General features: G+C 71.2%; 19 protein-coding genes. 13 read left to right on the top strand and 6 right to left on the bottom strand.

What is annotated here, in order from left to right; all coding sequences use genetic code 11:
• Positions 1-222: 222 nt before the first annotated feature.
• Both AB0B29_RS16955 and AB0B29_RS16950 read left to right on the top strand, forming a co-directional pair.
• Positions 223-909 (top strand): response regulator transcription factor, encoded by a 687-nt coding sequence (locus AB0B29_RS16955; protein ID WP_053671050.1) that lies wholly within the window; start codon positions 223-225, stop codon positions 907-909.
• Between the two features lie 9 nt (positions 910-918).
• Positions 919-2,325: a sensor histidine kinase gene (locus AB0B29_RS16950; protein WP_362239881.1), complete on the top strand. Its 1,407-nt coding sequence runs from the start codon at positions 919-921 to the stop codon at positions 2,323-2,325.
• Between the two features lie 42 nt (positions 2,326-2,367).
• Here AB0B29_RS16950 and AB0B29_RS16945 read toward each other — a convergent pair whose 3' ends face one another.
• Positions 2,368-3,369, bottom strand: a complete 1,002-nt coding sequence (locus tag AB0B29_RS16945) for a TAXI family TRAP transporter solute-binding subunit (RefSeq protein WP_362239878.1) — start codon at positions 3,367-3,369, stop codon at positions 2,368-2,370.
• A 144-nt stretch (positions 3,370-3,513) separates the two neighbouring features.
• On the opposite strand from AB0B29_RS16945, the gene AB0B29_RS16940 reads away from it, so the two are divergent.
• Positions 3,514-3,921: a MazG nucleotide pyrophosphohydrolase domain-containing protein gene (locus tag AB0B29_RS16940; protein WP_362239875.1), complete on the top strand. Its 408-nt coding sequence runs from the start codon at positions 3,514-3,516 to the stop codon at positions 3,919-3,921.
• Positions 3,922-4,029: 108 nt separating this feature from the next.
• On the opposite strand, the gene AB0B29_RS16935 is transcribed toward AB0B29_RS16940, so the two are convergent.
• Both AB0B29_RS16935 and AB0B29_RS16930 read right to left on the bottom strand, forming a co-directional pair.
• On the bottom strand, positions 4,030-5,247 hold the full coding sequence (locus AB0B29_RS16935; RefSeq protein WP_362239872.1) for a cation:proton antiporter: 1,218 nt from the start codon (positions 5,245-5,247) through the stop codon (positions 4,030-4,032).
• 4 nt (positions 5,248-5,251) lie between these two features.
• Positions 5,252-5,737, bottom strand: coding sequence for a cation:proton antiporter regulatory subunit (locus AB0B29_RS16930; RefSeq protein ID WP_053671045.1), 486 nt, complete (start codon positions 5,735-5,737; stop codon positions 5,252-5,254).
• 241 nt (positions 5,738-5,978) lie between these two features.
• Between AB0B29_RS16930 and AB0B29_RS16925 the strand changes: the two genes are divergently transcribed.
• The 4 genes from AB0B29_RS16925 (at position 5,979) to AB0B29_RS16910 (ending at position 10,237) form a co-directional block, all read left to right on the top strand.
• A complete protein-coding gene (locus tag AB0B29_RS16925) occupies positions 5,979-6,944 on the top strand; it encodes a sensor histidine kinase (protein WP_362239869.1) in 966 nt (321 codons plus the stop codon).
• Positions 6,944-7,597: a response regulator transcription factor gene (locus AB0B29_RS16920; protein WP_362239866.1), complete on the top strand. Its 654-nt coding sequence runs from the start codon at positions 6,944-6,946 to the stop codon at positions 7,595-7,597. The genes AB0B29_RS16925 and AB0B29_RS16920 overlap by 1 nt, the downstream gene beginning before the upstream one ends.
• 227 nt (positions 7,598-7,824) lie before the next feature.
• Entirely contained in the window at positions 7,825-9,348 is a 1,524-nt protein-coding gene (miaB, locus tag AB0B29_RS16915) for a tRNA (N6-isopentenyl adenosine(37)-C2)-methylthiotransferase MiaB (protein ID WP_362239863.1), read from the top strand.
• A 175-nt stretch (positions 9,349-9,523) separates the two neighbouring features.
• Positions 9,524-10,237 (top strand): class III extradiol dioxygenase subunit B-like domain-containing protein, encoded by a 714-nt coding sequence (locus AB0B29_RS16910; RefSeq protein WP_362239861.1) that lies wholly within the window; start codon positions 9,524-9,526, stop codon positions 10,235-10,237.
• Between the two features lie 188 nt (positions 10,238-10,425).
• On the opposite strand, the gene AB0B29_RS16905 is transcribed toward AB0B29_RS16910, so the two are convergent.
• Both AB0B29_RS16905 and AB0B29_RS16900 read right to left on the bottom strand, forming a co-directional pair.
• The gene (locus tag AB0B29_RS16905) at positions 10,426-10,827 is read right to left on the bottom strand and encodes an antitoxin (RefSeq protein WP_436845850.1); all 402 of its coding nucleotides are present in this window, start codon (positions 10,825-10,827) and stop codon (positions 10,426-10,428) included.
• Between the two features lie 26 nt (positions 10,828-10,853).
• Positions 10,854-11,153, bottom strand: a complete 300-nt coding sequence (locus AB0B29_RS16900; protein WP_362239856.1) for a hypothetical protein — start codon at positions 11,151-11,153, stop codon at positions 10,854-10,856.
• A gap of 182 nt (positions 11,154-11,335) precedes the next feature.
• Here AB0B29_RS16900 and miaA point away from each other — a divergent pair, with 182 nt between their 5' ends.
• The 6 genes from miaA (at position 11,336) to hflX (ending at position 19,963) form a co-directional block, all read left to right on the top strand.
• Positions 11,336-12,274: a tRNA (adenosine(37)-N6)-dimethylallyltransferase MiaA gene (gene miaA / locus AB0B29_RS16895; RefSeq protein ID WP_362239853.1), complete on the top strand. Its 939-nt coding sequence runs from the start codon at positions 11,336-11,338 to the stop codon at positions 12,272-12,274.
• A 108-nt stretch (positions 12,275-12,382) separates the two neighbouring features.
• A complete protein-coding gene (locus tag AB0B29_RS16890) occupies positions 12,383-12,910 on the top strand; it encodes a hypothetical protein (RefSeq protein ID WP_362239991.1) in 528 nt (175 codons plus the stop codon).
• 190 nt (positions 12,911-13,100) lie between these two features.
• Complete coding sequence (gene dapF, locus AB0B29_RS16885; RefSeq protein WP_362239850.1) at positions 13,101-13,973, top strand: diaminopimelate epimerase; 873 nt, start codon at positions 13,101-13,103, stop codon at positions 13,971-13,973.
• A 296-nt stretch (positions 13,974-14,269) separates the two neighbouring features.
• Entirely contained in the window at positions 14,270-16,438 is a 2,169-nt protein-coding gene (locus AB0B29_RS16880) for a RelA/SpoT family protein (protein ID WP_362239847.1), read from the top strand.
• 232 nt (positions 16,439-16,670) lie between these two features.
• Entirely contained in the window at positions 16,671-18,179 is a 1,509-nt protein-coding gene (locus AB0B29_RS16875; protein ID WP_362239844.1) for a M1 family metallopeptidase, read from the top strand.
• A 290-nt stretch (positions 18,180-18,469) separates the two neighbouring features.
• Positions 18,470-19,963, top strand: coding sequence for a GTPase HflX (gene hflX / locus AB0B29_RS16870; protein ID WP_362239841.1), 1,494 nt, complete (start codon positions 18,470-18,472; stop codon positions 19,961-19,963).
• Positions 19,964-20,109: 146 nt separating this feature from the next.
• Here the strand turns inward: hflX and AB0B29_RS16865 are convergent, their stop codons facing one another.
• The gene (locus AB0B29_RS16865; RefSeq protein WP_362239838.1) at positions 20,110-21,309 is read right to left on the bottom strand and encodes a trypsin-like serine peptidase; all 1,200 of its coding nucleotides are present in this window, start codon (positions 21,307-21,309) and stop codon (positions 20,110-20,112) included.
• Positions 21,310-21,366 lie beyond the last annotated feature (57 nt).

The raw sequence follows: 21,366 nt of genomic DNA, 5'->3' as shown, positions 1-21,366 counted from the left end.
ATCTGAGGGGAATCTGAGCATCACGATCCGATAGCAATCGGACACGTGTCGTAGCACTTGTGAGCAGCGCTGATATCGGCCGGGTAACGGAAGGGCTCCGCAACCGGAACTCTCTTGACGCCGTCCTCATCCATCAGCGTGACTGCACAGGATGCACGCGCGCGTGTGCACGCGTCGAGTACACATCTAGAGCGTACGGCCTGTGAACTGAAGGGGGACCGGATGAGACTGCTGCTCGTCGAGGACGACAACCACGTCGCCGCCGCCCTGTCGGCGGTTCTGGCACGGCACGGGTTCGACGTCACGCACGCGCGCAGCGGTGAGGAGGCCCTCCAGGCACTCGTCCCCGAGGGCGACTGCTTCGGCGTCGTTCTCCTCGACCTCGGCCTGCCCGACCAGGACGGATACGAGGTCTGCGGCAAGATCCGCAAGCGCACCAGCACCCCGGTGATCATGGTCACCGCACGCTCCGACGTGCGTTCCCGCATCCACGGCCTCAACCTCGGCGCCGACGACTACGTGGTGAAGCCCTACGACACCGGGGAGCTGCTCGCCCGCATCCACGCGGTCAGCCGGCGCACCTCCCACGAGGACACCTCCAGCGGCATAGAGACCGAGCTGCGGCTCGGCCCCGTGCACATCGAGCTGCCCACGCGCAGGGTCAGTGTGGACGGGTCGGTGATCAGCCTGACCCGCAAGGAGTTCGACCTGCTGGCCCTGCTCGCCCAGCGGCCCGGAGTGGTCTTCCGCCGGGAGCAGATCATCAGCGAGGTGTGGCAGACCAGTTGGGAGGGGACCGGGCGCACCCTGGAAGTGCACGTCGCGTCCCTGCGCGCCAAGCTCCGGATGCCGGCCCTCATCGAGACCGTCCGCGGAGTCGGTTACCGGCTCGTCGCGCCTGCCGGGTAGCGGGGTCGGGTGCGCACTCGTCTGCTCCCGCTGCTCATCGTCCTGATGGCGGCCGTGCTGCTCGCGCTCGGCGTCCCGCTCGCCGTCAGTCTCGCCGGCGCCCAGCAGCAGAAGGTCGTCGTCGACCGGATCGACGACACGGCCCGCTTCGCCGCCCTCGCCCAGTTCGTCACCGACTCGCCCGACGGGACCACCGGCGCCTTCGAGAACGAGCGCCTGGCCACCCTCAGCAGCGAGCTGCGCAGCTACTACGAGGTGTACGGCATCCGGGCCGGTGTCTTCTACCGCACCGGCAGTGCCATGGCCCATGCCCCCGCCGAGTGGTCGCTGCCCCAGGAGGGCGAGGTGCGGGACGCCTTCGACGAGGCGAAGCTCAGCCGCCGCAGCCACGACCCGAAGCAGGTGTGGCCCTGGCAGCGCCGCAACCTCGTGGTCGCCTCGCCGGTCATCCGGGACGGCGACGTCGTCGCGGTCGTCGTCACCGACTCGCCCACGGGGCAGCTGCGCTCACGCACGCTGCACGGCTGGCTGGTCATCGGCGCGGGCGAGTTCGCCGCGATGCTGCTGGCCGTCGGTGCCGCCCTGCGGCTGACCGGCTGGGTGCTCAAGCCCGTGCGCGTCCTGGACGCCACCACCCACGACATCGCCACCGGCCGGCTCAAGTCCCGGGTCGCCGCCGCCGGCGGGCCGCCGGAACTCCGGCGGCTCGCCCGGTCGTTCAACGAGATGGCGGACAACGTCGAGGACGTGCTGGAGCAGCAGCGCGCTTTCGTCGCCGACGCCTCGCACCAGCTGCGCAACCCCCTCGCCGCTCTGCTGCTGCGCATCGAGCTGCTCTCGTTCGAACTGCCCGAGGGCAATCAGGAGATCGCCTCGGTCCAGGCCGAGGGCAAGCGTCTCGCGCAGGTCCTGGACGACCTGCTCGACCTGGCGCTGGCCGAGCACACCGAGACGGATCTGCGGATCACCGACATCGGTGAACTCGCCGCCGAACGCCTCGCGGCCTGGACTCCGACCGCCGAGGCCAAGGGCGTGCGCCTGGTGGGGGCCTGCCCGCCGACGACCGCATGGGCCGACCCGGTCGCGTTGTCCAGCGCGCTGGACGCGGTCATCGACAACGCGGTGAAGTTCACGCCCGAGGAGCGGACCGTCGAGGTGACCGTCGCCTCCAACGGCGACACCTCCACCATCGTCGTGACCGACCAGGGGCCGGGGCTCACCGAGGAGGAGCTGTCCCGCGTCGGCGACCGCTTCTGGCGCAGCGGCCGGCACCAGAACATCAAAGGCTCGGGCCTCGGGCTGTCCATCTCGCGGGCGCTGCTCGCGGCGGGCGGCGGTTCCATCGCGTACGACCGCCATGAGCCGCACGGACTGAAGGTGACGGTGGCGGTACCCAGGTCGGCGCCCTCGGCCTGACGGGAAGGCGGCCGTGGCGTGCGTCCGCGGTCTGCCCGGGCGTTACGGCTTGACCGACTGGTAGTAGCGCTGCGCGCCGACGTGCAGTTTCAGAGGGTCGGTGTAAATCGCCGTGCGGACGTCGACCAGCTGGGCGGAGTGGACGGTCGCGCCGATGCGATCCCGGCTGTCGAGCACCGTACGGGTCAGCCACTCGGTGAGCCGAGGGTCCATGTCGCTGCGCGTGATCAGCAGGTTGGACACCGCGAGCGTCGGTACCGCCTTGCCGCGCTGGATGGTGGGGTAGGCCGATTCCGGCATCTTCGTGGCCCGGTAGTAGCGCGTGGCGCCGCCCTGGTCGTGCAGTCTGGCTACGAGCGTGGCGTCGATCGGCACGAACCGGAAGGCCGACGCCGATTTCTTGGCCGGCCGGCTGAGCCCGTCGGTGGGCAGGCCGCCCGACCAGAAGAACGCGTCCAGGCCGTGGCCCAGCCGCTTGGGTCCGGTGTCGATGCCGTCCGACGAGGGCTCGATGTCCTTCTCCGGGTCGATGCCGGCCGCCCTGAGCACACCGTTGGCTATCAGCCGCACCCCGGAGTCGGGCAGCCCTATGGCCACGCGCTTGCCCCGCAGGTCCGCGACGGAGCGGATGTCCGAGTCCGGCGGCACGACGAGCTGGAGGTAGTCGTCGTACAGGCGGGCCACACCGCGCAGCCGATCGGCGCCGGGCCCCCTGCCGAGTTTGTACGTGGCGACCGCGTCGGCCGCGGCGATCGCGAAGTCCGCGTCGCCCGTCGCCACGTCCGCGACGTTCTCCTGCGAACCGGCACTGGGCTGCAGCCGCACCTTCAGGTCGGGCATGTCCTTGTCGATCTCGTCGCTCAGGAGCTTGCCGTACTCGTGGTAGACCCCGGCGCGCGTGCCCGTGCTGAACGTGATGGTCCCGCTCGGCGGCTCCTCCGCCCAGGGGCGCAGCCACCACAGCAGCAGGCCGAGGACCACGAGGGAGGCGGCGCCGCCCTGCAGGGCCCGACGCCTGCCGATCCGGGGGAGCGATCTGGACATGCGGGCGATCCTGCCAGCCGGGTAGGCCCCCTGACCAGGGCAGGGGTCACAAAGGCTGGGCGGTCGCAGCGCCGGTTTCTGCGAGCGCGCCGGGACCGAGCCGGGGGCGGGGGAGTGTCAGTGGCCGCCACTACAGTCGCCCCCATGAGCTCTTCGCCCGCTGACCTGGTCCGTGAATTCCACCGCGCCTTCGGCCTGGACGCCCGCAGTACGCCGACGGAGGTCTCACCGGAGCTGGCGGCCCACCGGGGCGAACTCCTTGCGGAGGAGGCGGCGGAGGTCGCCGAGGTGTCGGTGCGGGGACCGCTCGACCGGCTCGCCCACGAGCTGGCGGACGTGGTCTACGTCGCCTACGGCACCGCCCTGGTGCACGGCATCGACCTCGACGCGGTCCTCGCCGAGATCCACCGCTCCAACATGACGAAGATCGGCCCCGACGGCTCGGTCTCCCGCCGCGAGGACGGCAAGGTCCTCAAGGGCGCGCACTACGAGGCACCGGACGTGCCGGGGGTACTGCGCAAGCAGGGGTGGGTGCCGGGCGGGGACGCCTGACCTCGGGCATGCCTTGGGGCCACGCCCGGACGCCCCGGCCCGGCACGCGGGACGCCTGACCTGGGGCTGGTTCCAGAAATCACGCCCCGGCGCCCCGGCCCGGCCCCTTCAGTCGGCGACCGGTGCCTCCGCCTCGGCCGGCCGGGGTGCCACCTCCGGGCGTCGGGGCTCGCGGCGCCGGGACCACCACGTCGCCAGCGGCTCGGTGTAGCGCGCGGTGAGCGGGCCGAGGACGACCAGGATCAGCACATAGGCCGTGGCCAGGGGGCCGAGGGACGGTTCGACCCCGGCCGCGACCGCGAGACCCGCGATGACGATCGAGAACTCACCGCGTGCCACCAGCGCGCCCCCCGCCCGCCAGCGGCCCTTGACGGAGATCCCGGCCCGCCGGGCCGCCCAGTAACCGGTGGCGATCTTCGTCAGCGCGGTGACGACGGCCAGCCCGAGTGCGGGCACCAGGACGGGCGGGATGCTCGACGGGTCGGTGTGCAGCCCGAAGAAGACGAAGAAGACCGCGGCGAACAGGTCACGCAGAGGGCTCAGCAGGGTGTGTGCGCCCTCCGCGACCTCACCCGACAGCGCGATGCCCACCAGGAAGGCCCCGACCGCCGCCGACACCTGGAGCTGCTGCGCGACGCCCGCGACCAGGATCGTCAGACCCAGCACGACCAGCAGCAGCTTCTCCGGGTCGTCACTGGAGACGAACCGCGAGATGAGCCGGCCGTAGCGCACGGCGAGGAACAGCACGAGCCCGGCCGCGCCCAGTGCGATCGCCAGGGTCACGCTGCCGGCCATCAGCCCGACGCCGGCCACCAACGCCGTGACGATGGGCAGGTACACCGCCATCGCCAGATCCTCCAGCACCAGCACGCTGAGGATCACCGGCGTCTCCCGGTTGCCGACCCGGCCCAGATCGCCCAGCACCTTCGCGATCACGCCGGACGACGAGATCCAGGTGACACCTGCCAGTACGACCGCGGCCACCGGCCCCCAGCCGAGCAGCAGCGCCACGGCCGCCCCGGGCAGCGCGTTGAGGGCGCAGTCGACCAGACCGGACGGGTAGTGCGTCTTGAGGTTGGAGACCAGATCGCTCGCCGTGTACTCCAGACCCAGCATCAGCAGCAGCAGGATGACGCCGATCTCCGCGCCCGTGGCGATGAACTCCTCGCTCGCGCCGAGCGGCAGCAGACCGCCCTCACCGAAGGCCAGACCGGCCAGGAGGTAAAGGGGGATCGGCGAGAGCTGGAACCGGGCGGCGAACCGGCCGAGCAGTCCGAGGCCCAGGATGATGGAACCGAACTCGATGAGCAGAACAGCGGAGTGCAAAAGCTCACTCCCGCCCGAGTATGGTCGCGGCCGCGTCGACGCCCTCGCGGGTTCCGACGACGATCAGCGTGTCACCGCCGGACAGCCGGAAGTCCGGCGCGGGCGACGGGATGGCCTCGGCCCGGCGCAGCACGGCCACCACCGATGCGCCCGTCTCCGTCCGCATCCGCATGTCACCGAGCACCCGCCCGTTCCAGCGCGAGGTCGCGGCCACCTCGATCCGCTCGGCGACCAGCCCGAGGTCCGTGGTGTACAGCAGGCTCGGGCTGTGGTGGGACGGCTTGAGCGCGTCGATCAGCGAGCCCGCCTCCGAGCTGGTCAGCTTCAGCGACTGCGCGCACGAGTCGGGATCGTCGGACCGGTACACGTTCACCGTGCGCGTGCCGTCGCGGTGCGCCACCACCGACAGATGGCGGTGTTCCCGGGTCTCCAGGTCGTACTGGACCCCGATACCCGGCAGCGGCGTCGCCCTCAGGCGCGGAGCTGACACGTTGCTTCCCCTTGTTCGTCTTGTGCGTCTTGGTCATCTTGGTTGTCGTACTTGTCGTACTTGTCGTACTTGTCGGCCTGATGGACGGAGCCGATCCTCGGACGAGTCAACTCCGCATGCTCCCATTGGCCCGTACGGTGACGACATGGGTGTCGTGACGGATATACGCAGCGGCCGGTCACCGGAGAGGGTGGAGGGGGCGGTGCACTGCGCGACGTCGGGAAGGAGCGGACCCAGAGGCGTGTCGTTGTTCTGGAGGATCTTCTCGCTCAACGCCGTCGGCCTCGTCGTGGCCACGGCGCTGCTGCTCGGCCCGGTCACCGTGTCCACCCCCGTCCTCCCGGGCGAGGCGCTCGTCCTGCTCGGCGGCTTGGTGCTGCTGCTCGCCGGCAACGCGCTCGTGCTGTGGTACGGCCTGGTGCCCCTGCAGCGTCTCGACCGGGCCATGGCCACCGCGGACCTGCTGCGTCCGGGCTCCCGGCCCGTGGTCGCGGGGCCGGCGGAGACGGCCGGGCTGATCACGACCTACAACACGATGCTCGACCGGCTGGAGGCCGAGCGGGCCGCGGGCGCCGCCCGGGCACTGTCCGCGCAGGAGAGCGAACGGCACCGGATCGCCCGGGAGCTGCACGACGAGGTCGGGCAGACCCTCACCGCCGTCCTCCTCCAGCTCAAGCGCGTCGCCGACCGGGCACCGGAGGACCTTCGTGAGGAGGTGGGGCAGGCGCAGGAGGCGACCCGGGCCGGCCTGGACGAGATCCGCCGGATCGCCCGCCGCCTGCGCCCGGGTGTGCTGGAGGAACTCGGGCTGGCCAGCGCCCTGCGTTCACTGGCCACTGAGTTCACGGCCCACGGGCTGACCGTGCGCCACCACGTCACCGGTGAACTCCCCGCCCTGACCCCGGAGGCGGAACTCGTCGTCTACCGGGTCGCCCAGGAGGGCCTGACCAACACTGCCCGGCACGCCGCCGCCGACCGCGCCGAACTCCGCCTCCAGCCGGTCACCGACGGCGTCGAACTCCTCGTACGCGACAACGGCACAGGCCTCGGCGACGCCCCCGAGGGCGCCGGCCTCACGGGCATGCGCGAGCGCGCCCTGCTGATCGGTGCCGCCCTGACCCTGCAACCGGCGCCGGACGGGGGCACCGACGTACGGCTGCGCGTACCGGTGACACGGCGCGTTCCCGTGACCGAAGGACCCCGCTGATGACGACACCGATCCGTGTGCTGCTCGCCGACGACCACACCCTCGTACGCCGGGGTGTGCGTCTCATCCTGGACGGCGAGCCCGACCTCACGGTCGTGGCCGAGGCCGGGGACGGCGCCGAGGCCGTCGCCAAGGCCCGGGAAACCCCGGTGGACCTCGCCGTCCTGGACATCGCCATGCCCCGCACGACCGGCCTGCAGGCGGCCCGGGAGCTCTCCCGCCGGATGCCCGGCCTGCACATCCTGATCCTGACGATGTACGACAACGAGGAGTACTTCTTCGAGGCGCTCAGGGCCGGAGCCAGCGGCTACGTGCTCAAGTCCGTCGCCGACCGCGACCTGGTCGAGGCCTGCCGGGCCGCCGTGCGCGACGAGCCGTTCATCTACCCGGGTGCCGAACGGACCCTCGTCCGCTCCTACCTGGAGCGGCTGCACCGGGGCGACGGCCTGCCGGAGCGGGCCATCACCGAACGCGAGGAGGAGATCCTCAAGCTGGTCGCCGAGGGCCACACCTCGAAGGAGATCGGCGAACTCCTCTTCATCAGCGCCAAGACCGTCGAGCGCCACCGCGCCAACCTCCTGCAGAAGCTCGGCATGCGCGACCGCCTGGAGCTGACCCGGTACGCGATCAGGGCCGGACTCATCGAGCCCTGAGCCCAGCGCGGGGCTCGTGTTTCCCGGGCTCAGCACATCGCCCTCACCACCGACGACATCGTCGCCGCACGGCCACCGTGGGCCGGGTCTTCTTCGAGATCGTCCAGTGCGCGGCGGCCACCGCGGCTACGGCGCCGCCGACGCTCACGTCCGACCGGCCGCACAGCGACGCTGAGGGCTCAGCACCTCGGGGGCGACGACGTCCGGGAAGCACCTACCCTTGAACCATGACCAGCAGCAGCGACCGGAGCCCGGCAGTGGACGTTCGATCATCTAAGACCTACGAGATCCGGACCTACGGATGCCAGATGAACGTCCACGACTCCGAGCGATTGTCCGGACTGCTGGAGGACGCGGGCTACGTCCGCGCGCCCCAGGGCGCCGACGAGGCGGACGTCGTCGTCTTCAACACCTGCGCCGTGCGTGAGAACGCCGACAACAAGCTGTACGGCAACCTCGGCCACCTCGCCCCGAAGAAGGCGGCCCGCCCCGGCATGCAGATCGCGGTCGGCGGCTGCCTGGCGCAGAAGGACCGCGACACCATCGTGAAGCGGGCGCCCTGGGTGGACGTCGTCTTCGGTACGCACAACATCGGCAAGCTGCCCGTCCTGCTGGAACGCGCGCGCGTGCAGGACGAGGCGCAGGTCGAGATCGCCGAGTCGCTGGAGGCGTTCCCCTCGACCCTGCCGACCCGGCGTGAGAGCGCCTACGCGGCCTGGGTCTCCATCTCCGTCGGCTGCAACAACACCTGCACCTTCTGCATCGTCCCGGCCCTGCGCGGCAAGGAGAAGGACCGCCGCCCCGGCGACATCCTCGCCGAGATCGAGGCCCTGGTCGCCGAGGGCGTCTCCGAGATCACGCTGCTCGGGCAGAACGTCAACGCCTACGGCTCCGACATCGGCGACCGCGAGGCCTTCAGCAAGCTGTTGCGCGCCTGCGGGAAGATCGACGGGCTGGAGCGCGTCCGCTTCACCTCCCCGCACCCGCGGGACTTCACCGACGACGTCATCGCCGCCATGGCCGAGACGCCGAACGTGATGCCGCAGCTGCACATGCCGCTCCAGTCCGGCTCCGACCCGGTCCTGAAGGCGATGCGCCGCTCCTACCGCCAGGATCGCTTCCTGGGGATCATCGAGAAGGTCCGCGCCGCCATCCCGCACGCCGCGATCAGCACGGACATCATCGTGGGCTTCCCCGGCGAGACCGAGGAGGACTTCGAGCAGACGCTGCACGTGGTCCGCGAGGCCCGCTTCGCCCAGGCGTTCACGTTCCAGTACTCCAAGCGTCCGGGCACCCCCGCCGCCGAGATGGACGGCCAGATCCCCAAGAAGGTCGTCCAAGAGCGCTACGAGCGGCTCGTCGCCCTCCAGGAGGAGATCTCCTGGGAGGAGAACAAGAAGCAGGTCGGCCGCACGCTGGAGCTGATGGTCGCCGAGGGCGAGGGCCGCAAGGACGACACCACCCACCGCCTGTCCGGCCGCGCCCCCGACAACCGCCTGGTCCACTTCACCAAGCCCGACCAGGAGGTCCGCCCCGGCGACGTCGTCACGGTCGAGATCACCTACGCCGCCCCGCACCACCTCCTCGCCGAGGGGTCCGTGCTGGACGTGCGGCGCACGCGCGCGGGCGACGCCTGGGAGAAGCGGAACGCGGCCGAGAAGACCAAGCCCGTCGGCGTGATGCTGGGCCTGCCGAAGATCGGCGCCCCCGAGCCCCTGCCGACCGTGGCGAGCGGATGCGGCTGCGACTAGCCGGATCGCCGACCACACCTGCCTTGTCGGCCGTGGCGGGCGGGTGCCACTGCGATGGAGATTGATCGCTGACACACTCGTCTTGTCCGGCGGGGCGGGCGGGTGTGCTGCGAGCGAGCCGGGCCGCTGCCGCCCCGTGCGGTGACAGCGGCTCCTGAGAGTTACCCTGCCGATCATGCTTGTCGCCGCCGCTGTCTGCCCCTGCCCACCCCTCCTCGTTCCCGAGGTAGCCGCGGGCGCCGCCCCGGAACTGGATGCCGCCCGGGCCGCCTGCACGGACGCGCTGGACGCGCTCGCCGCCGCCCGGCCGGGGCGGCTCGTGGTCGTCGGACCGGTCGGCGGTGCCGGGCCCCAGAACTACCCCGCGGGAACGGCCGGGTCCTTCCGGGGGTTCGGCGTCGACCTCGATGTGCGGCTGGGAGCGGCCGAGGGCGCGGACACGGAAGCACGGCTGCCGTACTCGCTGGGTGTGGCCGCCTGGCTGCTGGAGCGGACCGGATGGTCCGACGCCCCGGTCGAGGGATTCGGAGTGGGGGAGTCCTGCCCGAGCGAGCAGTGCCTGCGCTCGGGGAGGGAGCTCGCCGCCCTGGACGAGCGGGTGGCCCTGCTGGTGATGGGCGACGCCAGCGCGTGCCGGACGCTCAAGGCCCCGGGCTACCTGGACGAACGGGCGGCTCCCTTCGACGCGCAGCTCGCACGGGCGCTCGGCGCGGCGGACCTGGCCGCACTCACCTCCCTGGACACCGGACTGGCCCACGACCTGAAGGTCTCCGGCAGGGCTCCCTGGCAGGTCCTGGCGGGTGCGGCCGAGGGCGCGGACCTCTGCGGCTCACTGCTGTACGAGGACGCGCCGTACGGCGTGGGGTACGTCGTCGCCGTCTGGTCGTAGCGTGGAGCGCTGCGGGAACGGTCGTAGCGCGCGGGAACTCAGCGGGCCGCAGAACGATACGAGCAGGCACACGGCGCGGGAACGGCGGACAACCGGGAGCCCTCGTGCTCCGCGGCCGCCCGCCGATGTGTCCTTCAGTGTGCTGATGTGCGCTCGGCGCGCGTTGGGCCCTGGGCGCCGGAGCGACCTCAGGACGTGGGCGGTGGTGCCTCCGGAGGTGGAGTGCCGCCCGCATCCGCCGGGGGAGCCGCGTCCGTCGGGGGAGCCGCGTCCGTCGGGGGAGCCGCGTTCCGTGATGGTGCCGTCCGGCCTGTGCCGGGCGGCTTCGTCGTGCCGGCCGCGCCGGGCGTCGTCGTGCCGCCCGTCTCCGGTGCGCCGTCGCCATGGTGCGTGAGTCGGCCCATGGCACCCTTCGCCCGGCCCGTGCCCGACTGGATCCGGTCGCTGTACTTGCCCTTGGTCGACTTGTCGACGGCCTGCGCGGCCTTGTCGAGACCGTGATGGATCTTGCCCTCATGCCGCTGTGCGAGGTCGGAGACCTTGCCCTTGGCCGGGCCCAGCTTGGCTTTCACGTGGTCCATGAGACGCATGGCTCACCTTCCCTCGCGCGGGGCGGTCACTTACGGGCGCCCTCGCCGGCCTCGTTGTCGGCCGCCTTCTCGCTGGACTGCTGCTTGGGGATGTCGACGCCCTCGGACTCGGTGACCTCGGGAGTGGCCGCGGCAGCCGGCTGCGCGGCCTCCGGGGCTTCGTCGTCGCCCTTCACCTCGGCGGTCTGTGCGGCCTCGGCCGTCTGCGCCCCGACCGTCTCCGCCCCGGTCCCGGCAGCCTTCGCCGTGTCGGTCTGAGCCTCGGCTGCTGCAGGCGTCTCCGCCGTGGCCTTCGACCGCCGGAGAAATCGTGCAAAAACGCCCATATCCACTCCATACGTTACTCGTGCGGGCGAAATCCCGCGTTGCCCGGTGCGTCCATTTGCGCGGCCCGGGCCACCGCCTCTGTGATCCGGCGGCAGGAACCTCGCAACGGGCAACGACCCCGCGTCCGTCGCGTCACGTAACTCGTTCGAGACCAGGGTCGGAGGTTTGCGAGACTGGGGCGGTGAGCAGCGCACCCCCCGCCCCCCGCGTCATCGCCGTCGTCGGACCGACCGCGGCCGGAAAGTCCGATCTGGGCGTCTTCCTGGCCCAGCGGCTCGGCGGCGAGGTCGTCAACGCCGACTCCATGCAGCTCTACCGAGGGATGGACATCGGTACCGCCAAGCTGACGCCCGAGGAGCGCGACGGCGTCCCCCACCACCTGCTGGACATCTGGGACGTGACCGTGACGGCGTCCGTCGCCGAGTACCAGCGCCTGGCCCGCGAGCGGATCGAGGCGCTGCTCGCCGAGGGGCGCTGGCCGATCCTGGTCGGCGGTTCCGGGCTGTACGTGCGCGGGGCCGTCGACAACCTGGAGTTCCCCGGTACCGACCCCGAGGTCCGCGCCCGCCTGGAGGAGGAACTCGTGCTGCGCGGCTCCGGTGCGCTGCACGCGCGTCTGGCCGCCGCCGACCCCGAGGCGGCCCGGGCGATCCTGCCGAGCAACGGCCGCCGGGTCGTCCGCGCCCTCGAGGTGATCGAGATCACCGGCAGGCCCTTCACGGCCAATCTCCCCGGCCACGACTCGGTGTACGACACCCTCCAGATCGGCGTCGACGTGGCCCGCCCCGAACTCGACGAGCGCATCGCGCGCCGGGTCGACCGGATGTGGGACGCCGGCCTCGTGGACGAGGTGCGCGCGCTCGAGGCGCAGGGGTTGCGCGAGGGGCGTACGGCCTCACGCGCGCTGGGCTACCAGCAGGTGCTCGCGGCGCTCGCCGGGGAGTGCACGCTCGAGGACGCGCGGGCCGAGACCGTGCGTGCCACCAAGCGCTTCGCGCGCCGGCAGGATTCATGGTTCAGGCGCGACCCGCGGGTGCACTGGTTGAGTGGGGCGGCGGCCGATCTCACGGAACTTCCGCAGCTCGCGCTGTCCTTGGTCGAACGACCGGTCACAGCCTGATCACGTCATGGCATCGGGACGCCCAGGCCGTCATCCGGTCCTTCGGCGGCGTGCCATCATCGAGCTTCGATCGACCGAGTTGAGTCCTAGTTGGGAGGGCGCGTGGCGATGGAGGCCGGCCCTCGCGACACCGCACGAAGCACCGATCACATCACCGCCGAGCGGGATGAGACGGAGCGCGGGGACGCGTCGGAGCAGAACGCACCGGAGCAGGAGACGGAGCACCTCAGCTCCGACGGGCCCGACGAGACGCAGGGTGTGACGGACGACGGTCCCGAGCCCGGCGAGATGTTCGCCGACGAGGTCGAGGTCGAGTTGCGCCCGCAGCGCCGGCTCCGGATCTGGCAGCTGGCGCCCATCGTGAGTCTCGCGGCACTCGGTTCCCTGATGTTCGCGTTCCCGCTCGCCTTCGACTTCGGCGACAGCGGGGCCGTCATCGCCATGCTGGGCCTGCTGATCTGCTCGTGCGCGGCCGGGTGGGGCATGATGGCCGCCCGCCGCGTCGGCTACACCTGGCCGGGCCTGCCTGCCCGCGGCTCCGGCCGCAGACCCGACTGGCGGGTCGCCTCGGCGTACGCCATGGTCGTGGCCGTCGTGGTGGTCCTCGCCGTGTGGCGTGTGGCACGGCTGCGCTGACCCCCGTACGCGCTGCCCCCGTACGCGCTGCGCTGACCCCCGTACGCCCTGCGTTGGCCCCGTACGCGCTCGCTGACCCCCGTACGCCCTGCGTTGGCCCCGTACGCGCTCGCTGACCCCCGTACGGCCTGCGCGAACGCTGTCGTAGGGACGCGGGGGCGTTGTCGTGGGCACCCCTTACGATCGAGGCATGAGCACGCGGATCGCCTTCCTCAAGGGCCATGGCACCGAGAACGACTTCGTGATCGTCCCGGACCCCGAGAACGCCGTCGACCTGCCTCCGGCCGCCGTCGCAGCCCTGTGCGACCGGCGCGCGGGCATCGGCGGGGACGGCCTGCTGCACGTGGTGCGCTCCGCCGCCCATCCGGAGGCGGCGGGCATGGCGGCCGAGGCGGAGTGGTTCATGGACTACCGCAACGGCGACGGTTCGATCGCGGAGATGTGCGGAAACGGCGTGCGGGTCTTCGCGCGCTACCTCCAGCGCGCCGGTCACGTGACCGAGGGAGACCTCGCGGTCGCCACACGCGGGGGCGTGAAGACCGTGCACATCGCCAAGGACGGTGACGTGACCGTCGGCATGGGCCGCGCGGTGCTCCCCGAGGGCGACGTCACGGTGAGTGTCGGCGAGCGCAGCTGGCCCGCGCGCAACGTCAACATGGGCAACCCGCACGCGGTCGCCTTCGTGGAGGACCTGGCGCACGCGGGTGACCTGCTCTCCCCGCCGCCCGTCAGCCCGGCGACCGCGTATCCGGACGGTGTGAACGTCGAGTTCGTGATCGACCGCGGCCCCGGGCACGTGGCGCTGCGGGTGCACGAGCGCGGTTCCGGCGAGACCCGCTCGTGCGGCACGGGCGCGTGCGCCGTCGCCGTGGCCGCCGCCCGCCGTGACGGTGCCGACCCCAGGGCCACCGGCGCCCCCGTGACCTACACCGTGGACGTCCCGGGCGGCACCCTGGTGATCACCGAGCGGCCCGACGGTGAGATCGAGATGACCGGCCCGGCGGTGATCGTGGCCGAGGGCGAGATCGACGCGGACTGGCTGGAAACCGCGACGTCCGGGTGAGCCGGGGCGTGTCGTCCTGAAGTACTCGTTCATCTTCAGCCGGGCGACGCGAAAACGGCATGCAAATTCGGCCACTTGGCAGAAATAGCATCACGAGGTTCGTTCGGTACAGGGGTACAAACCTCACATTCGTCCCTCGAATGGGTGATCAGTTTCACGCTCGGCGAGAGGCGGTCAGTCGGGCGTGGTGGGCTCGGTAGCATCAAGCACCGGCCCGGACGGGGGACCGAAGCCGTCCCGTGAGCCATGTCCGCTCTGGGGCGCCCGTCCGCCGGTTGACGCAGCCGGAGGTGCCCATGAGTGCGGAGGCCACGAATTCCGTGACCCCAGGCCCGATGCCGGGCGCGGTGTCAGCAGCGGTGACACCGACAGCCACCCGCAGAAAGGCCCGCCCCCGGATCGACCTGCGCCGTTTGGGCCGCGCGGCCCTGCTCGGCCCCGCCGCCAGGGGCCGGCTGCCCGACGCCATCAGTCACGTCGTCGAGGCCCACCGTGCCCACCACCCCGAAGCGGACCTCGAACCCCTGCGTCACGCCTACGTCCTGGCCGAGTCCTCGCACCGCGGCCAGATGCGCAAGAGCGGCGAGCCGTACATCACCCACCCCCTCGCCGTGACCCTGATCCTCGCCGAACTCGGCGCCGAGACGACGACGTTGACCGCGTCGCTGCTGCACGACACCGTCGAGGACACGGACGTGACGCTCGACCAGGTCCGCGACCAGTTCGGTGAGGAGGTCCGCTACCTCGTCGACGGCGTCACCAAACTGGAGAAGGTCGACTACGGCGCCGCCGCCGAGCCCGAGACCTTCCGCAAGATGCTCGTCGCCACCGGCAACGACGTCCGCGTGATGTCGATCAAACTCGCCGACCGGCTGCACAACATGCGCACTCTCGGCGTCATGCGCCCCGAGAAACAGGAGCGCATCGCCAAGGTGACACGTGACGTGCTCATCCCGCTCGCCGAACGGCTCGGCGTCCAGGCGCTCAAGACCGAACTGGAAGACCTGGTCTTCGCGATCCTGCACCCCGAGGAGTACGCGCACACCCGCGAGTTGATCGTCCGCAACGCGGCCCGCGCCGACGACCCGCTCGCCGAGGTCGCCGACGAGGTGCGGGGGGTGCTGCGCGAGGCGGACATCTCCGCCGAAGTCGTCATCCGGCCACGCCACTTCGTCTCGGTGCACCGTGTCTCCCGCAAACGCGGCCGGCTCCGCGGCTCCGACTTCGGCCGCGTCCTGGTCCTGGTCAACGAGGACGCCGACTGCTACGCCGTCCTGGGTGAACTGCACACCTGTATGAAGCCGGTGGTCTCGGAGTTCAAGGACTTCATCGCCGTACCGAAGTTCAACCTCTACCAGTCGCTGCACACGGCCGTGGCGCGCGAGGACGGCCAGGTCGTCGAGGTCCTCATCCGCACGCACCAGATGCACAAGGTCGCCGAGGCGGGTGTCGTCGCCCTCGGCAACCCGTACGCACCGGCCCCCGAGGACCCGGCCGACGGCGAGCGCGTCGACCCCACCCGCCCCGGCTGGCTCTCCCGGCTCCTCGACTGGCAGGAGGCCGCACCCGACCCCGACCACTTCTGGTCGACCCTGCGCGAGGACCTTGCCCAGGACCGCGAGATCACCGTCTTCCGGCCCGACGGCGGCGCCCTCGGCCTGCCCGAGGGCGCGACCTGCGTGGACGCCGCGTACGCGCAGTACGGGGAGGACGCGCACGCCTGTCTCGGGGCCCGGGTGAACGGCCGCCTGGCGACGCTGAGCACCGTGCTGAAGGACGGCGACACCGTTCAGCTCCTCATGGGCCAGGACCCGGCGTCGGAGCCCTCCCGGGAGTGGCTGGAGCACGCGCACACCCCCGCGGCCCGGATCGCCATCCAGCGATGGCTGACCGCCCATCCGGCGCAGGCGGAGTCCCAGCAGAGCGAGGCGCGGATCGCGGAGAACCGGACAGGCGTCCGGCCCGCCGACGTACCCGAGGCCGGCCCGGCGCCCGAACAGGCCGCCGACCGCTCCGGCACCGGCAACGTCCTCGCCGACCTGCCCGGTGCGACCGTCCGGCTCGCCCGCTGCTGTACGCCCGTACCGCCCGACGAGATCACCGGCTTCGCCGTACGCGGGGGAGCGGTCACCGTGCACCGTGTGGAGTGCGCCGCGGTAGCGCGTATGAAGGACGGGGGGCGTGCGGAGGTCGGTGTGCGCTGGGGAGAGGCCGCCGAATGCCGGGTCACGCTGGTCGCCGAATCGTTCGTCCGTCCGCATCTGCTGGCCGATCTCACCGAGGCCATGGCCTCCGAGGGGGCCGAGATCGTCTCGGCGACCGTCGAGCCCCCCACCCAGCAGCAGGTGCGGCACACCTACACCGTGCAGCTCCCCGACGCCGGCCATCTGCCCGGTCTGATGCGCGCGATGCGCGATGTGGCCGGGGTGTACGACGTCAGCAGGTCGCAGTCGCAGGGTGACTGACGCGGCCCGGGCCGGTGAACGGCCTTCCGGCAGGAGCGAGGGAATGCCGACCGGGACGCCGCAATGGGGTCTCGCGACGCGGGCCTGAGCTCTGACCCGGCTGCGGACGGCCTTCGCGTACGGCCGTACCGAACCGCGGGGGCGGCACCCGGCGCATGCCGCGGTCCCCGGTTCGGGTGGGACGGAAGCGCGCCGTCCGTGACGTTCGGTCACGCGCTGATAGCCATGGGTCATGCTCCTGACCCCTCCCCACCAGGCCGCCGCCGCCCGGCGGCGCCGGACCGCCGCAGCCCTGCTCACGTCGGCCGTCTCCGTCTGCATCGTCGCTGCGAGCACCCCCGCCGTCCCGCTCGGTGTGGGCGACCGGCTCTTCCCGTACCTCGGCAACCCCGGCTACGACGTGGCGGCGTACGACCTTTCCTTCACCTATCCGGGCAGCAACAGCCAGCCGTTGAGGGCCGTCACCACCATCGACGCCTGGACGACCGCCGACCTGGACCGCGTCAACCTTGACTTCGCCCACGGCACGGTCCAGTCGGTCGAGGTCGACGGCGACCCGGCGGAGTTCCACACCGCCGGCGAGGACCTGGTGATCACGCCCGAGAACGCGGTGTCGGACGGCAAGTGGATGCGGATCACCGTGCGGCACACCAGTGATCCCGTGCCCGCCAAGGGCCGCGAGGGCGGCTGGGTGCGCACCGCGGACGGCCTCGCCATGGCCAACCAGGCCGACGCCGCGCACCTGGTGTTCCCGTGCAACGACCACCCCTCCGACAAGGCGATGTTCACCATCCGGGTGACGGCACCCGACGGGCACACGGCCGTCGCCAACGGCCTGCCCGCCGGAACGGAGAAGTCGCGCGGGACGACGACCTGGACCTACCGCACCCAGCACCCCATGGCCACCGAGCTCGCCCAGGTCTCCATCGGCCGCTCCACGGTGCTGCACCGCACCGGCCCGCACGGACTCCCCGTACGGGACGTCGTGCCGACCGAGCACCGCAAGGAGCTCGAACCCTGGCTGGAGAAGACCCCTGGCCAGATCACCTGGATGGAGAACAAGGTCGGCCGCTACCCCTTCGAGACGTACGGTCTGCTCGTGGCCGACACCTCCACCGGCTTCGAACTGGAGACCCAGACGCTCTCGCTCTTCGAGCGGGATCTGTTCACCGACCGGGTCCACCCCTCGTGGTACGTCGAGTCGATCATGGTCCATGAGCTGGCCCACCAGTGGTTCGGCAACAGCGTCAGCCCTCGCACCTGGTCAGATCTGTGGCTCAACGAGGGGCACGCCACCTGGTACGAGGCGCTGTACGCCGAGGAGCGGGGCGGCAAGTCGATGCGGGACCGGATGAAGGCCGCCTACGGCGCCTCCGACGGCTGGCGCGCCGCCGGCGGACCACCCGCCGCGCCCGAGGCACCCGACCCCGGCCGTAAGACCGGCATCTTCCGCCCCAACGTCTACGACGGGTCGGCGCTCATCCTGTACGCCCTGCGCCAGGAGATCGGCCGCCCGGCCTTCGAACGCCTGGAGCGCGCCTGGATCGGGCAGCACCGGGACGGCACGGCCGCGACGGAGGACTTCGTCCGGCTCGCCACCGAGATCTCCGGGCGCGACCTGGGCAGCTTCTTCCAGGGCTGGCTCTACGGCGAGAAGACCCCGCCGATGCCGGGCCACCCGGACTGGAAGGCGGTGGCCGCCGCGAAAGCACAGGACGCCGCGGGGTCGCAGACCCCCTGACCCCTGAGGCAGCGCGCCCGAGGCCGCAGAATCCCCTGACTCCTGAAGGAGCGCGCCCGAGGCCGCAAAATCCCCTGACCCCTGAAGCAGCGCGCCCGACGCCGCGGAATCCCCTGAGCAGGCCTCCGCGCAGCAGCCCGGGCGCGAAGGCGCCCGCTCTATAACACGGTGACGAGACGCCCCGTGCCGTGCGACCATCTTCAGGTCGGCGCGGCACGGAGCGCCGGGAATCTCCCGGACCGCCCGTGCGTTGCAGACAGTGAAGGGTTTCCCACCAACGTAAGGATCCAATGACCTCCTCTTCTTCCTTTTCCCAGGACTCCAAGCGCTTCGCGCACAGCCACCCCGAGGGTCTTCGGGCCGATGCCCTGATGGAAGAGGACGTCGCCTGGAGCCACGAGATCGACGGAGAGCGGGACGGCGACCAGTTCGACCGCTCCGACCGCGCGGCCCTTCGTCGTGTGGTGGGCCTCTCCACCGAGCTCGAGGACGTCACCGAGGTCGAGTACCGCCAGCTCCGCCTGGAGCGGGTCGTCCTCGTCGGTGTCTGGACCTCGGGAACCGTGCAGGACGCGGAGAACTCCCTCGCGGAGCTCGCCGCCCTCGCCGAGACGGCCGGCGCGCTGGTGCTCGACGGAGTCACCCAACGCCGCGACAAGCCCGACGCGGCCACCTACATCGGCTCCGGCAAGGCCGAGGAACTGCGCGACATCGTCGTCGAGACGGGCGCGGACACCGTCATCTGCGACGGTGAGCTCAGCCCGGGCCAGCTGATCCACCTCGAAGACGTCGTCAAGGTCAAGGTCATCGACCGCACGGCCCTGATCCTGGACATCTTCGCCCAGCACGCCAAGTCCCGGGAAGGCAAGGCGCAGGTCGCGCTCGCGCAGATGCAGTACATGCTGCCGCGACTGCGCGGCTGGGGTCAGTCGCTGTCCCGGCAGATGGGCGGCGGCAAGGGCGGCGGCCTCGCCACCCGTGGCCCCGGTGAGACCAAGATCGAGACGGACCGGCGCCGGATCCGCGAGAAGATGGCGAAGATGCGCCGGGAGATCGCGGAGATGAAGACCGGCCGCGAGATCAAGCGCCAGGAGCGCAAGCGTCACAAGGTGCCGTCCGTGGCCATCGCGGGCTACACCAACGCCGGCAAGTCCTCGCTGCTCAACCGCCTCACGGGCGCGGGCGTGCTGGTCGAGAACGCCCTGTTCGCGACCCTCGACCCGACCGTGCGCCGGGCCGAGACACCCAGCGGACGGCTGTACACGCTGGCCGACACGGTCGGGTTTGTACGCCATCTGCCCCACCACCTGGTCGAGGCGTTCCGCTCCACGATGGAGGAGGTCGGCGAGTCCGACCTGATCCTGCACGTGGTCGACGGTTCGCACCCGTTCCCGGAGGAGCAGCTGGCCGCCGTGCGCGAGGTGGTCCGGGACGTCGGTGCCACCGACGTGCCCGAGATCGTCGTGATCAACAAGGCGGACGCGGCCGACCCGCTGACGCTCCAGCGGCTGCTGCGCGTCGAGACGCGGTCCATCGCGGTCTCGGCCCGCACCGGCCAGGGCATCGAGGAGTTGCTCGCGCTCATCGACAACGAGCTGCCCCGCCCGTCGGTCGAGGTCGAGGCGCTCGTGCCGTACACGCGCGGCAAGCTGGTCGCCCGTGCACACGACGAGGGCGAGGTGATCTCCGAGGAGCACACCCCGGAGGGCACCCTGCTCAAGGTGCGGGTGCACGAGGAACTGGCGGCGGAGCTCGCGCCCTACGCTCCGGCGTCGGCGCTCTGAGTCCGACCTGAGCGCGAGTCTCGCTTGAACGCGCGTCGCGACTGAGCACGGGTCGCGCGTGAAGGCGCGTCTCGACTGAGCGCGAAAAGCCAAAGGAGAAGGCCCGCCCCCTGTTCGCAGGGGAGCGGGCCTTCAACATGTATGGATCACTGACCGCCGTACGTCCTGCTCATGTCCTGGTAGAGCGCTTCGGCGTCGCGGCCCAGCTGCGGACCCGCCAGCCAGGTGTTGTCGGCCGGCCCGATCGAGGTGTTCGAGACCAGTACCGACTTGCCGTCCAGGACCCGGAACCAACCGCCTCCGGAGGAACCGCCGGTCATGTCACAGCCGATGCGGTACATCGTCGGCAGCGACGGGCTGAGCGAGAACCGGCCGGGGCTGTCGATGCACCTGAACATCTTCTCGCCGTTGTAGGGCGGCGCTGCCGGGTAGCCCCAGGCGCCCATCTTGGCGGCCTCGGCCGGAGACGGGGCGGAGAAGTCCACGTCCAGCGCGGCGCCGACCGTCTCCTCCAGGGACTTGGCGCCCTGCTCGGGCTTCACGTGCAGCACGGCGTAGTCGTACGCGGCTCCGGCACCGCCGCTCTCCGACCCTCCCTGGATCCACTGGTTGGAGGTCGAGGCCCAGTTCGCCCACCAGTTGCCGTACGGGGCGATCTCCGTCGGGTTCGCATCGGTCAGCTCCGCCTCGGACTTGCCGAGGTCGTTGTAGGCCGGAACGAACACGATGTTGCGGTACCAGCCGCCGTTGCCGCCGGCGTGCACGCAGTGACCCGCCGTCCACACCAGGTTGGACTTGCCCGGGTGGTTGACGTCCTTGACGACCGTGCCGGAGCAGACGGCCGGGCCGTCGGGGGAGTCGAAGAAGACCTTGCCGACCGGCGCCGCGTTGCGGTGGTACGGCGTCTTCTCGGCCTGCGCCCGGACCGGCGACGGATCCGGATCGCTGACGCCCTGGGCGGCCGACGCGTCCTTCGTCGTGACCCTCTTGTCGGCCTCGTCGGCGGACTGCATCCGCTCCGGCTTCCAGAGGCCCTTGATCACCGGGTTGACGAAGTCCTTTGCGTCACTGAGCCACTTGTCCTTGTCCCAGTCCTTCCAGCCGCCGCTCTTCCAGCGGTCGACGTCGATCCCGTGTTCCTTGAGCTTGCCCGCGAGATCGGCCGGGATCTTGGCCCCGCCGCCGTTCGCGGAGGTCTGGGAGCTCGTGGCGTCGGGTTTGTCACTCGCCGAATCCCCCGAACCGTCACAGGCGGTCGCGGTGAGCGCCAGTGCGGCGACGAGCCCGGCGGCTGCGAGGACGGCACGCCGTCCGCGCTTCGGTGCGGGCGTGGATATGGAACGCATGGTGCGATGACCCCCGTTTTGCGTACTGAGTGGTGCTGGTCCTGCTCAGTGCAGGTG

The sequence above is a fragment of the Streptomyces tibetensis genome (assembly GCF_040647715.1).
GTDB classification, from domain to species: domain Bacteria; phylum Actinomycetota; class Actinomycetes; order Streptomycetales; family Streptomycetaceae; genus Streptomyces; species Streptomyces tibetensis_A.
Note: the sequence above shows the minus strand (reverse complement) of the source record. Positions and strands in the feature narration are given on the sequence as shown.

Bases quoted from the DNA above. Each gene is read 5' to 3' on its own strand.
- AB0B29_RS16900 (WP_362239856.1), bottom strand. From the start codon at position 11,153: ATGGGCGTTTTTGCACGATTTCTCCGGCGGTCGAAGGCCACGGCGGAG.
- AB0B29_RS16955 (WP_053671050.1), top strand. From the start codon at position 223: ATGAGACTGCTGCTCGTCGAGGACGACAACCACGTCGCCGCCGCCCTG.
- AB0B29_RS16940 (WP_362239875.1), top strand. From the start codon at position 3,514: ATGAGCTCTTCGCCCGCTGACCTGGTCCGTGAATTCCACCGCGCCTTC.
- AB0B29_RS16920 (WP_362239866.1), top strand. From the start codon at position 6,944: ATGACGACACCGATCCGTGTGCTGCTCGCCGACGACCACACCCTCGTA.
- dapF (WP_362239850.1), top strand. From the start codon at position 13,101: ATGAGCACGCGGATCGCCTTCCTCAAGGGCCATGGCACCGAGAACGAC.
- AB0B29_RS16945 (WP_362239878.1), bottom strand. From the start codon at position 3,369: ATGTCCAGATCGCTCCCCCGGATCGGCAGGCGTCGGGCCCTGCAGGGC.
- AB0B29_RS16910 (WP_362239861.1), top strand. From the start codon at position 9,524: ATGCTTGTCGCCGCCGCTGTCTGCCCCTGCCCACCCCTCCTCGTTCCC.
- hflX (WP_362239841.1), top strand. From the start codon at position 18,470: ATGACCTCCTCTTCTTCCTTTTCCCAGGACTCCAAGCGCTTCGCGCAC.
- AB0B29_RS16880 (WP_362239847.1), top strand. From the start codon at position 14,270: ATGAGTGCGGAGGCCACGAATTCCGTGACCCCAGGCCCGATGCCGGGC.
- AB0B29_RS16905 (WP_436845850.1), bottom strand. From the start codon at position 10,827: ATGCGTCTCATGGACCACGTGAAAGCCAAGCTGGGCCCGGCCAAGGGC.
- AB0B29_RS16890 (WP_362239991.1), top strand. From the start codon at position 12,383: ATGGAGGCCGGCCCTCGCGACACCGCACGAAGCACCGATCACATCACC.
- AB0B29_RS16875 (WP_362239844.1), top strand. From the start codon at position 16,671: ATGCTCCTGACCCCTCCCCACCAGGCCGCCGCCGCCCGGCGGCGCCGG.
- miaB (WP_362239863.1), top strand. From the start codon at position 7,825: ATGACCAGCAGCAGCGACCGGAGCCCGGCAGTGGACGTTCGATCATCT.
- AB0B29_RS16865 (WP_362239838.1), bottom strand. From the start codon at position 21,309: ATGCGTTCCATATCCACGCCCGCACCGAAGCGCGGACGGCGTGCCGTC.